The organism is Kitasatospora sp. NPDC022785, assembly GCF_055561295.1.
This window is the reverse complement of the sequence record NZ_JBVHHB010000022.1, coordinates 166,022-177,754: the sequence shown is the minus strand read 5'-3', so window position 1 is coordinate 177,754 and position 11,733 is coordinate 166,022. Positions and strand designations below refer to the sequence as shown.

The 11,733-nt window shown below is 73.2% G+C and carries 8 protein-coding genes, 1 pseudogene and 1 riboswitch; of the genes and pseudogenes, 4 read left to right on the top strand and 5 right to left on the bottom strand.

Annotation, left to right across the window (positions count from 1 at the left end):
* The 3 genes and pseudogenes from ACZ3YO_RS29405 to ACZ3YO_RS29395 all read right to left on the bottom strand — a co-directional run.
* Nucleotides 1-107, bottom strand: a pseudogene (locus tag ACZ3YO_RS29405) (IclR family transcriptional regulator); the annotation flags it as partial.
* Nucleotides 108-317: 210 nt separating this feature from the next.
* Complete coding sequence (locus tag ACZ3YO_RS29400) at nt 318-536, bottom strand: hypothetical protein (RefSeq protein ID WP_465575174.1); 219 nt, start codon at nt 534-536, stop codon at nt 318-320.
* A gap of 6 nt (nt 537-542) precedes the next feature.
* A riboswitch (SAM riboswitch) is annotated at nt 543-684 on the bottom strand.
* A 288-nt stretch (nt 685-972) separates the two neighbouring features.
* Nucleotides 973-2,538: a PTS transporter subunit EIIC gene (locus ACZ3YO_RS29395; RefSeq protein ID WP_465575171.1), complete on the bottom strand. Its 1,566-nt coding sequence runs from the start codon at nt 2,536-2,538 to the stop codon at nt 973-975.
* A gap of 249 nt (nt 2,539-2,787) precedes the next feature.
* Here ACZ3YO_RS29395 and ACZ3YO_RS29390 point away from each other — a divergent pair, with 249 nt between their 5' ends.
* From ACZ3YO_RS29390 to ACZ3YO_RS29380, 3 genes are all read left to right on the top strand, one after another.
* Nucleotides 2,788-3,414: a hypothetical protein gene (locus ACZ3YO_RS29390; protein ID WP_465575168.1), complete on the top strand. Its 627-nt coding sequence runs from the start codon at nt 2,788-2,790 to the stop codon at nt 3,412-3,414.
* Nucleotides 3,415-3,718: 304 nt separating this feature from the next.
* Nucleotides 3,719-5,140 (top strand): uracil-xanthine permease family protein, encoded by a 1,422-nt coding sequence (locus ACZ3YO_RS29385; protein WP_465575165.1) that lies wholly within the window; start codon nt 3,719-3,721, stop codon nt 5,138-5,140.
* 228 nt (nt 5,141-5,368) lie between these two features.
* A complete protein-coding gene (locus tag ACZ3YO_RS29380) occupies nt 5,369-6,100 on the top strand; it encodes a heparin lyase I family protein (protein ID WP_465575162.1) in 732 nt (243 codons plus the stop codon).
* Between the two features lie 161 nt (nt 6,101-6,261).
* Here the strand turns inward: ACZ3YO_RS29380 and ACZ3YO_RS29375 are convergent, their stop codons facing one another.
* Together ACZ3YO_RS29375 and ACZ3YO_RS29370 are read right to left on the bottom strand one after the other, a co-directional pair.
* Nucleotides 6,262-7,611: an MFS transporter gene (locus tag ACZ3YO_RS29375; protein ID WP_465575159.1), complete on the bottom strand. Its 1,350-nt coding sequence runs from the start codon at nt 7,609-7,611 to the stop codon at nt 6,262-6,264.
* Between the two features lie 4 nt (nt 7,612-7,615).
* Nucleotides 7,616-8,416, bottom strand: coding sequence for a GntR family transcriptional regulator (locus ACZ3YO_RS29370; RefSeq protein ID WP_396323286.1), 801 nt, complete (start codon nt 8,414-8,416; stop codon nt 7,616-7,618).
* Between the two features lie 497 nt (nt 8,417-8,913).
* Between ACZ3YO_RS29370 and ACZ3YO_RS29365 the strand changes: the two genes are divergently transcribed.
* The gene (locus ACZ3YO_RS29365; RefSeq protein ID WP_465575155.1) at nt 8,914-11,706 is read left to right on the top strand and encodes an ATP-binding protein; all 2,793 of its coding nucleotides are present in this window, start codon (nt 8,914-8,916) and stop codon (nt 11,704-11,706) included.
* Nucleotides 11,707-11,733 lie beyond the last annotated feature (27 nt).

Sequence of the window (11,733 nt, the reverse complement as noted above, 5' to 3'; positions counted from 1 at the left end):
AGACCGGTGGCGGCGACCAGCCCCGCCAACGTGGCGGGGCCCGACTCCAGTGCGCTGAGCACCAGAGCGGCCTTGTCGAGAACGCCGACGCCGCTGCTGTTGTCCATGGGTAGTACCAAGTCTCTTTCTTCGAGGCGCGGTTGACCTGCCGGCCGCACGGTGGCGGCAGGCGGTACCGGCGCGCGGCGCCGTCGGCGGTGTGTCGGGTGGGGCACGTCCCGCGTCGTCGCGGGGCCGCCGGTCGGAGCCGGGGAGGGGTGGGGGAGAGCACGTCGCGCCCGGCGACCGAGGGGCCGAGGCCAGGGGCGGGCGTCCGGTCAGCGCGTGCGGGCGCCCGCGGTGGGGGGCGGCGTGGCGCTCCACGCCGGGGCGCCCGCCGTGGAGCGGCGTCCGGCGTGCGGCGTGCCGCGGGTCACGGTGAGCGGTACCGCGAACGACGTGTGCGGGGACGCGGGGGCGGACGGGCCGGTGGCGTCGCTCGGGGCGGGCCGCTTCAGCGCGCGCGGATCCCAGGCGACGGAGGGCAGAGAAAGCACCGCTTCTCCTCATCTCTCCCGGCGCCACGTTGGCGACGGGCCGGAGTTGGCACTGATCCCGGTGGCCGGGCCCGTGGTCGGGCATCGACGTGGCCGGGGAGTTGCCGGGGCTTCGTAGGGCCGGTCCCTCCACCCCTCTGGATGATTCGCCAGAAACCATACAAGACGGTCGCGCCGCTTAGCCAACGGCCTCCCGTGCCGGGTGACCGGGAGGTGTGCGAGACGGGTCGCCGCCTCCCGCAGCCGGCCCTGCGGTCCCCGGCCCGCGCACGGAGGTCGCGGGGCAGGGTCCCCGCACCTGGTACCGCGACCTGCGCGCAGCCCAACGCGCCGGTCACATGGGGTGGTCGGGTTCCGTCGTGGAGGTGTCACCCACCCTCGGCGACACTGGTCGACGGGCATCGTGAATGACGACGTTCGCGCTGCGCACCCGCGTTCACGACTCCGGGACGGCAGGTGAGTCGAGGCCGGGGCCGAAGGGCCCGGGGGCGTCGGCCGGGGTGGCGGCCCCGGTGGCCGGACCGTGCTTCGGTGCGCGGGCGCCGAGCTCGTCGAGCATCTTCCGGGTGAAGCCGAAGTAGTACGTGGCCAGGAGGCCTGTGGCGTATCCGGTCACCAGACCGGCGGCGTAGACGGCCGCGCTGACCCCGAGGCCGCGTGAGCCGGTCAGCAGCGGGAACAGCGCCCAGCCGGAGGGGCCGATGGCGGTCGAGCCGATAACGGCACCGAGCTGGCCCAGCAGCCCCACGACGGCCCCGCCGCAGGCACCGCCGAGACAGGCCGTGACGAACGGGCGCCCGAGGGGGAGCGAGACCCCGTAGATCAGCGGCTCGCCGACGCCGAGGAACCCCGCGGGCAGGGCGGACCTGATGGTCGCCCTGATCGAGGCGTTGCCGCGCAGCCGCAGGTAGACGGCGACGGCGCAGCCGACCTGCCCGGCCCCGGCCATGGCGAGGATCGGCAGCAGCTCGGTGGAGCCCTGCTGCTGGATCAGGGTGGTGTGGATCGGGATCAGGGCCTGGTGGAGGCCGAGCATGACCAGGGGGAGGAACAGACCCCCGAGCACCAGCCCGGCAAGGGCGCCGCCGTGGGACAGCAGCCAGGTGACGAGAACGCCGATCGCCCTGGAGACCTCTCCGGCGACGAACATCAGGCCGAACAGGGTGGCCAGGCCGGTGACGAGCACGGTGACCGTCGGAGTGAGCAGGACGTCGAGGGCGTCGGGCATCACCCGCCGGCTCCACCGTTCGACCTGGACCGCCAGCAGCGCGGCGGCGAGCGCTCCGATCACCCCGCCCTGGCCCGGTGCGAGGTGGTGGCCGAAGACCTCCACCTTGGAGACCCCCGCGTAGACGGTCACACTGGCCACGGCGCCGCCGAGCACGGGTGTGCCGCCGAACTCCTGCGCCGTGTTGTAGCCGACGAAGACGGCGAGCAGGGACATGAACCCGGAGGAGATAGCGGTGAGGGCCGGCGCCAGGCCGGGAGCCCAACCGAGGTTGGTGAGCGCGCCGTTGACACCGGCCACGATGCCGCAGCCGATCAGCGCGGGGATCAGCGGCACGAAGACGTTCGCGATCCGGCGGAGCACGAGCTTGACCGGGGTCGCGTTCCTGGCCCCGGCCTCCGCTCTGATCGCCGCCCCGCGCCGGGCCAGGTCCTCGGCGCCGACGGCGGCACCGGTTCCGGGGCTCTCCCGGGCGTCATCCGGTCCCGGGGCGGCGCCGTCGTCCTCCCGCTCCCGCCGCCCGTCGAGGAGCGCCTGGAGTTCGGGGGCCACCCGGGCGACGACGCCCGGGCCGAGGACGATCTGACAGGTGTCGTCCTCGACGACGCCCAGTACGGCGGGAAGGGCGCGGAGCTTCTCCTCGTCCACCAGGGAGCGGTCACGCAGGCCGATCCGCAGCCGGGTCATACAGTGGGCGACGGAATGGATGTTGGCGGGGCCCCCGACGAGCGGGAGGATGGCTTCGGCGGTGGCACGATGCTTGTCGTCGGACATGACGGGCCTTCCGTGGGCTCGATGCGGAATGTCGGAGCTGCCGGAGCGCGTCGCGCGGTCGACCGACGGAGCGATGGAGCAAGCGCGGCGGCGGCCGGAGCGTCGAGCGAGCCGAGGATCACCAGAATGGCGCTCCCTGCCTCGCCGCCCGGGGCAACTCGCCGCCGGTGGCAGGCGGAGCCTGATCCACGGTTGTGTCGTCCCTGCCCGGACCGCGCGCGGATCCCTCTCCTGGGAGACCATGCCCTCATGGACACCGAGACGGTCGTACGCACCCGCCGCGCCCTGCACGCGGTGGCCGAACTGGTCCTGGCCGGCCCCCAGTACCGGGCCGGCGGCACGATCCGGCTGCGCGCCTGTGCGGGCGGCTTCGCCACCGGCGTCGAGCCGCGGCTCCGGGTGATCGGCGCGGAGCTGGTCGCGCCCGGGCAGGTGCTGTCCCTCGAACGGACCACCTGCAGCGCGCTCGGCGCGGCCCTCGGGCTCACCGTCGGTGCTCCCGTCGGGCTGTACCAGGACGGGCCGGGCATCGCCGCCGACGAAGCCATCGAGGCGGACCCGTCCGCCGCCCGCCGGCTCGCGCACTGCTTCGCGCTCGGCGACGCCGCGCTGCGCGGGCTGTTCGCGGGGGCGGACCCGGTCATCTGGCCCGAGCACTTCGACATCGGGGTGACCGCCGGCGAGGTGAACTACGGCATCTCACCCGGCGACGCGTTCCAGCCGGAGCCGTACGCGTACGTCGGCCCGCCCGCCCCGCCGCAGGGTGCGTTCTGGAACGCGCCCTTCGGTGCCGCCCGGACGATCCGTGAACTCGGCGGCGTGGCCGGCATCATGGCCTTCCTGGAGCAGGGCCGTCGACTGGCCGACGGCGCCTGACCGGTCCGGCCGGCATCGCGCCGTCGGAGGGATCGGGCACCTGCGGGCAGCCGAGGGTCCGCAGTCCGGATCCGGCGACGGGGTGTTCGGCGGCAGGCTGTTGCTGCGCGCGGCCGGGCGGAACGACGTGGCGGATCTCCTCGGCGAGCGCGGCGGCCTCGACGAGCGCGGCGACGGCCCCGTGAGCGGCCCCGCGCCGGGCGAGCGCGCAGGTCAGGGGCGGGGGCGGTGACGGACGGGCGGCCCGGTGACCACGAGAATGGTGCGACAGTCCCCCCGGAAGTACAGAGAAAGCGAACCCCCCATGGATCTCGGCGTGCGCTGGACGCTGCACGGTGACGGGCGTACGCCCGCGCCGGGAGCGGTCGTCCGCCCCGACGAACGACTCTCCTGGCCCCGAACGGCGGGGCTCGGCGCCCAGCACGTGGTGGCCATGTTCGGCGCGAGCTTCGTGGCGCCGGTGTTGATGGGGCTCGACCCCAACCTGGCGATCATGATGTCCGGCGTCGCGACCGTCATCTTCCTGCTGGCGACCCGCGGCCGGGTGCCCAGCTACCTCGGCTGCTCGCTGTCCTTCGTCGGTGTGGCCGCGGTGATCCGGGCGCAGGGCGGCACCAGCGCGACGGTCACCGGCGCCGTGTTCGTGGTGGGCGCGGCGCTGTTCCTGGTGGGCCTGGCCGTCCAGCGGTTCGGGGCGCGGATCATCCACGCCGCGATGCCGCCGATCGTCACCGGCGCCGTCGTCATGCTGATCGGCTTCAACCTCGCGCCCGTCACGGCCTCGACCTACTGGCCGCAGGACCAGTGGACGGCGCTGCTGGTGATGGTGTTCACCGGGCTGGCCGTGGTGTGCCTGCGCGGCTTCTGGTCGCGTGTGGCGATCTTCCTCGGGCTGCTCTTCGGCTACGGGATCTCCTGGCTGTTCGACCGGATCTTCGGGAAGATCCACTCGGTGGACGCGAGCGGACACCTCACCGACCACTGGCGTCTGGACCTGTCGGGCGTCGGCAAGGCGGACTGGGTCGGCCTGCCCGCCTTCCACGGCCCCTCCTTCCAGTGGTCCGCGATCCTGGTGGCCCTGCCCGTGGTGATCGCGCTGGTCGCGGAGAACGCCGGGCACGTCAAGGCCGTGGGGGAGATGACCGGCCAGACCCTGGACGACAGGCTCGGCACCGCGATCTCCGCGGACGGCGTCGGCTCCATGCTCTCCACCGCGCTCGGCGGACCGCCGAACACCACGTACTCCGAGAACATCGGCGTCATGGCCGCCACCCGCGTGTACTCCACCGCCGCCTACTGGGCCGCGGCCGGCTTCGCGCTGCTGTTCGGCATCTGCCCGAAGTTCGGCGCCGTCGTGGCCGCGATCCCCGGCGGGGTGCTCGGCGGCATCACCGTCATCCTGTACGGCATGATCGGCCTGCTCGGCGCGCAGATCTGGACGACGTCGGGGGTGGACCTGCGCAACCCGCTGAACCTGGTGCCGGCCGCGGCGGGCATCATCATCGGCGTCGGCAACGTCACCATGACGTTCTCCGACACCTTCAGCCTCAGCGGCATCGCCTTGGGCACCCTGGTCGTCATCGTCGGCTACCACGTGCTGCGAGCGCTGGCCCCCGCGCACCTCAAGTCGCAGGAGCCGCTGCTGGACGAGGGCACCTCCTCCTACGACGCGGGCACCGAGGACGCCGGGGAACCGGGCGGCGGGGCGCAGCGGCGCACCCGGTAGCGGCCCGCCCGCGGCGGCACCCCCGCGGGCGGCGCCCCTGCCCCGGGTGCCCGCACCCGAGTGCCCCCGCCCCGGTGCCCGCGGCCGACCGGTGGAACTGCCCGAAAGTGCAGCGGCCGGTCGGCCCGCTTGGCCCGACGAGCCGTCAGGTGATCGAATCGCTCCGTGCGCCCGGGCCACCGGCCCGGACGGCGTCCGATCCAAGCCACTCGATCACCCGGGAGAGGCATGTCCCTTCTGTCCCACCACCGTAAGACCGCCGTCGGCGTCGTGGCCCTCACGGCGCTCGCGATCTCCTGCGGCTCGGCCACCGCCAGCAGCTCCGCCGCCGCGGCGGGCAAGGTCCTGTGGACCCCGAGCACCAGCAAGGGCCCGTCCTCCTTCGCCGCGGTCCAGTGCGCGTCGGGCGACTTCAAGGTCGTCAAGGACTCCGCCAAGGGCAGTGTGTGGCGGGCGTTCCAGGCCGCGGGCGAGGAGCGCTGCGAGACGCTCGGCCCCGACCTGAAGGAGGGCGACACCTTCTACCTCGGCTGGTCCTCCAAGGTGGACATCAAGGACTCGAACAGCCGTTACGTCTTCCAGCTCAAGTGCTCGCCGAGCACCGACACGGCGAACCACCCGATCGAGATCGACGCGACGACGGGGCGCATCCGCCTCCAGGAGTGGGACACCGACCACGTCGCGCACGCGCTGTGGACCGCGCCGACCGCCAACAACCAGTGGCACTCGTACGCGCTGAAGATCCGTCTGGGCCGCACCGACGGCACCATCGACTTCTGGTTCGACGGCGTGAAGCAGACCTTCACCACCGGCTCGGGCACCTTCAAGGGCACCACCTGGGACGGCGACCGCAACTACCTCAAGTGGGGCTCGTACCACCCCTCTTCGGGGGACGCGACGAACACCTTCACCAGCCCGGTCATGGCGACCACCCTGGAGGCGGCCACCGCCGGTTCGTGACGGCCCGGTGGACCGGCCGAGCCGCCCCGGCCGGGTCCACCTGACCTTACGCACACCGGCTGTACGTCGGCCGGGTCCGGCCGGGCACCTGCGCGAGAAGGGCGCGGCGTTGCGCGACGCGGCCCGGCGGCGGCCCGAGGGCACGCGGTGTCGCAGCAGCATCAGACGTCGGCGGTGCTACCCGAGAACCGTCCGGAGCCCATGACATCGCCTCCCGGATCCAGGCGGCCGCGCTCACCGGGGAGCAGGCCGGAGCGTACGAGTTCGCGATCTCCTACCGCCGGCGGTTCGCGCATGCCTCGAAGCGGTGAGGCGAAGTTCGGGAGGAAGCTCAGCGTCATACCGGCTGCGCCGATCCACAGGGTGGCCGGTGCGCCGAGTGCAGCGCCTGCGGCTCCGCCCAGGACTGCGCCCAGTGGAAGGCCGCAGCACGACACGAACCGGGTGGTCGCGCTCATCCGGCCCAGGAACCGGTCCGGCGTGAGGGCCTGTTGGATGCTCGACTGGGCAACGACACGGACGACCCCGCCCAGCGAGAGGGCTGCGAGCCCGGCCGCTGCCACGTAGACGGTGCAGCCGGGTCGGGCCAACGGCATCAATGCCGTCAGCGGACAGGTGACGAGGGGCATGAGCCAGATGATCGGACCGTGCCCGAGCCGCTTGGACAGTCGGCTCGCCGACAGCGCGCCTGCCAGGGCGCCGAAGCCCATACCCGAGAACACGAGGCCGATGCCGGAGGAGTCGAGGCCCATTTCCCGCCGCAGGAAGACCAGCAACATGGTCTGGTACATGGCCAGGAAGAGATTGAAGACCGCGTCTCCCAGCACGGTCGCGCGGAGAACGGGATGTGTGAGAACGAAGCGCAAGCCCGCTCCGATGTCACGGAGCAACCGAGGTCGCTCACCGGGTTCCGGCTTCGGTTCGCGCCTTCGGATGCCGATCGCCAGCAGGCCGGACGCCGCCATACCGATCGAGCTCGCCAAGAGCGTGGCAGGAGCGCCCACCCAACCGACCAGCGGACCCGCCACTGCCGGACCGCTGATGCTGGTGACCGAGCGCACCGCCGAGAGCTTCGAGTTTCCTTCGACAAGACTGCCGCGCCCCACGAGGTGCGGGAGACAGCTGACGTACGCGACGTCGAAGAAGGCGGTCAGTGCACCGTGAAGCAGGGCGATCGCGAAGAGCCACCCTGTGGTGAGAAGACCGGCCCACCACGCCACCGGTATCGTCGCGAGGGCCAGTGACCTCACAAGGTCGGTGCTGATCATGACCGACCGCTTCCGCATGCGGTCCACCCACGCGCCTGCCGGCAGTCCGGCCAGGAGCGAGCCCGCCGTGGTCATCGCAGTCAGCAGCCCGACCTGGAACTCGTCGGCATCCAGGGCCACGATGGCAACCAGTGGCAGCGCCAGGAAGATGATGCGATCGCCCAGCTGGCCGAGTGCGGTGGCGGCGAACAGGCGCCGGAAGTCGGGGTCGCGCAGGAGCCCGGGACGGAGGGGCAAGGACATTCGGTCACCCACCGTCGGTGGCGAAGCGGCCCATCGGGCCCATCAGTGAGGGGTGGTCGACCCCGAACTCGTAGACCACTTCGCGGCGCCCGTCGGGAATGACGATGTCGGCGGTCTCCACGGGGCGTCCGCCGGTGTCGTAGATGGTCCGCTCGATCCGGAGTACCAGGTCCCCGGTGCTGATTCCCAGAAGGTTCGCCTGTTCCCGGGTGGCGTGAGCCGGGCGTGGCCGCTCGACCACAGTCCGGACCACGACGCCGAGGGAGCGCATGCGCTCGACCACCCCCTTGCCCGCGAGCGGTCCCGTCTCGGGGAGAAGGATCGGCGTTCCGCCCGTGATGGCCATCGGCTCCCAGGATTCGGAGAGTTGGACGGGTTGCCCGTCGGCGAGGAACTCGTAGTGCGTGGTGACGCAGGGATCCCCCGGGTCGACGCCGAGCCGCTCGGCGATCGCCTCAGTGGCGGGAACGCGCACCTGGCTGTGCGCGTCCCAGGCGTTGGCCCTGCCTCGCTCCTCCGACCGGAGGCGGGCGGGGGAGCCGGTTCGGTGTTCGCGATGCCTGGAGCGGACCATCTGAAGGCGTTCGAGTGGGACACGGACGTAGGTGCCCGAGCCCGCGCGTCCTTCCAGGAGGCCCTCGACGATCAGACATTCCACCGCTCGCTGCGAGACGTTGCGTCCGACCCCGTACTCCTCGGCGAGCCGCACCCGCGACGGCAGCCTCTCCCCGACCTCCCACTCTCCCGCGAGAATTCGTGCACGCAGTGCGTCGCTCACGGCAAGATACGGCGCCTCTCGGGGCAAGGTGTTCCTCCGGTTGCTCTGCTGCGCGGCAGCTGACGACTCCAGGCGGTACCGGCAAGCTATTCCATCGGGCGCGAGCTACTGGAGTAGCGCTGCGCTCGGTGTTCGTGCGGTGGGAGGCCGGGTGCGGAGTGGGAGCACCCGGGCCCGGTCTACCGCCGCGCGGAGCGCCACCGGCGCAGCGGGAGCCGGGCACGCCGCCAGGCCGAGCAGCGCCGCACAACAGCGGACGATGATCCGAATCATCCCGGTTCCTCCTGCCTCCCCGCTCAGTTTCGCGGGAGGCCAGGGGTCGAGCAATGCATTTGCGCGGAGCAACACAGGTGCGCGGATTGGGAATTGAAGGTCGACTGCGTCGACCTCCGCGCGAAGGAGGGAAGTTGAAGCACCCTTGGTCTCCGACCGGCCTGATTGTCAAGTCCGCACCGGAACCGTCCGTTCAGCAGTAGCCTCGGCTTCGGTAACGACGGGCGTGGAACAGCGAATCGGAGGCGGCGGTGGCCGAAGGGGAGCCCGAGGCCGGGGGTGACGGCGGGGCCGGCAAGGACGGCTGTCCGCTGCACGAGCGCGAGGCCGAGATCCGGTCCGCCGGGCAGGCGGTCGAGGCGCTCACCCGGCCCGCCGGTGCCGGGACCGGGGAGCTGCTGCTCTACACCGGTGCGGCCGGGCTGGGCAAGACCGCGGTGCTCACCGAGGTGCGACGGGCGGCGAAACGCGCGGGTTGCACGGTGCTGTTCGCCCGGGGCGGGGAGCGGCAGCGCCATGAGCCGTTCCGCGTGGTGCGCCAGCTGGTGCAGCCGGTGCTGGCGGCCCTGTCCGACGAGGAGCGGGCGCAGGTCTTCGGACCGTGGGAGGACATCGTCGGTCCGGCGGTGGGGCTCCAGCCGCCCGGAGGACAGCTCGACCCACAGGGGGTGCGGGACGGGCTGGACTTCGTGCTCACCCGCCTCGTGCAGCGGGGCGCGCCGGTGGCCGTGATCGTCGACGACCTGCACTGGGCCGATCCGGAGTCGCTCGGCTGGCTCGCGGGCTTCGCGCTGCGCGCGCGGGAGCTGCCGGCCCTGCTCGTGCTCGCCTGCCGCGACGAGTTCCCCGATGACGCCCTGACACTGCAGCGCGGCCTGGTCGGCAGGGCCGACCGGCGGCACGAACTGCGCCCGCTCCAGCCGGCCTCGGTCGCGCACCTCGTCCGCGCGGCCCTGGGCGCACAGGCGGAGGACGCCTTCTGCCGACACGTCTGGGCGGTCACCGCCGGGAACCCGTACGAGACCGCCGCCCTGCTGCGCGAGGTGCGCGACCACCGGCTCGACCCGGTCGAGGAGAGCACCGGACAGCTGCGCGAACTCGCCGCCGCCGCACTGGGAATGACGCTCCGTCACTGGCTGGACAAGCTGGGCCCGACCACGCTGCAGTTCGCCTGGGCGGCGTCCATGCTGGGCACCGACATCCGTCCCGACCTCGCCGCCGTCATCTGCGCCCAGGGCCCGGAGACCGCCGCCCAGTCGATCCGGGAGCTGCGCCGGCACGGGGTGCTGACCGGCACGCCGGGAGGCCGGCTCGACTTCGTCCACCCGCTGATCGCCACCTCCGTCTACCGGTCGATGCCGCAGGCCACCCGTACCGGGATGCATGGGGTCGCCGCCGTCGAGACCGAGCACGCCGGCCTCGGCCTGCTGACGGCATCCCGGCACCTGCTGGAGACCGTGCCCGACGGAGACCGCGAGATCGTCGGCAAGCTGCGCCGGGCCGCCCGCGAGCACCTGGCCATCGGCGCGCCCGAGGCGGCCCAGCGCTGCCTGCGCCGCGCCATCAGCGAACCGCCCGCCGACGAGGACCGGGCCGCCGTGCTCTACGAACTCGGCTGCTCGGCACTGCTCACCGACCCGGCGACCACGGTCAACCAGCTGCGCCTGGCGCTCGCGGACCCGTCCGGGCTGGGCCCCGAGCTCAGGGTGGACGCGACCTTCCGGCTCGCCCAGGCCCTCGCCCACAGCAACCGGCTCGGCGAGGCCGCCGCAGTGTGCGCGGATGAGGCCGCTCGCACCGGGCCCGGCCCGGGCCGCCTGCGCCTGGAGGTCGCCCACTTCATGTTCGCCGCGTTCCAGTCCGAGGACGAGGACGGCCCGGGCCGCTCCCGGCGGCTCGCGGAGTTCGACCGGATGCTCGGCACGGTCGGTCTGGCCTTCACCGACACCGGTAGCGGTACTGGCACCGGCACCAGCACCGGCACCAGCACGGTCGGCGAGCCGACTCCGGACGAGGCCCTGTTCGAACGTGACGGCCTGGCCCATGCGGTGGCCGTACTGCGCTGCTGGGACCTCACGCTGCGCGGCGTGGACCGTGAGGAGGCGATCGCCCTGGCCGAGTCCGCGCTGCCGGACGGCCGACTGCCCCGAAGCCTCGGCTGGACCAACACCACCTGGGGCTTCGAGCTGCCCGGGATCCTCGGCATCAGCTACCTCTACGCCGACCGCGTCGACCGGGCGGAGGAGCTGTTCACCGAGGCGGTGCGCGCGTACGAGGTCGCCGGGTGGAGCGGCGGCCACCTCGGTTTCGCCTACCTGCTGACCGGCATGCTCCGGTTCCGCTGCGGTGCCCTGGCGGAGGCGGAGGACTACCTGCGCCGGGCTCTGCGGATCGCCGGACGGATAGGTCCGGGCGTCCCGCTGCACTGGGACGCGGTCGGGGCGCTGGCCGAGACCCTGGCCGCGCGCGGCCGGCTCGCCGAGGCCCTGGAGCTCGCGCAGACGCACGCCTTCGGCCCGCCGTACCCGACGGTGATGGTGCTGCCCGACGCCCCCACGCTGTACGGCCGCCTCCTGCTGGCCCGGGGGGACGCGCCCGCCGCGGCCGCGACGCTGACCGCCGCCGGCGCGGCCCTGGACGCGCGTGGCTGGCGCAACACGGTGTGGGCACCGTGGCTCGGGCACCTGGCGCGCGCGGTCGCCCCCGACCAGCCGGACCGGGCCCGCGACCTCGCCGAGGAGGCCGTTCGCCGGGCCCGGGAGTCCGGGACGGACTCGGCGGTCGGCAGCGCTCTGCGGCTCTGCGCGGCGGTCCACGACCGGCCACGCGCGGCCGGGCTGCTCGCGGAGGCCGTCCGGCACCTGGAGCGGTCACCCGCCCGCTACGAGCACGCGATCGCCCTGGTCGACCTGGGTGAGGCACTGGGCACCGCGCCGGCCGCCCATACCGCCCTGGCCCGGGGACTGCAGCTGGCCACCCACTGCGGCGCCGACGGCCTGGCCGCCCGCGCCGGGGACCTCCTGCGCACGGGCGGGGCGGCCTGAGGCGGCCTGAGGCGGGCCGAGGCGAGC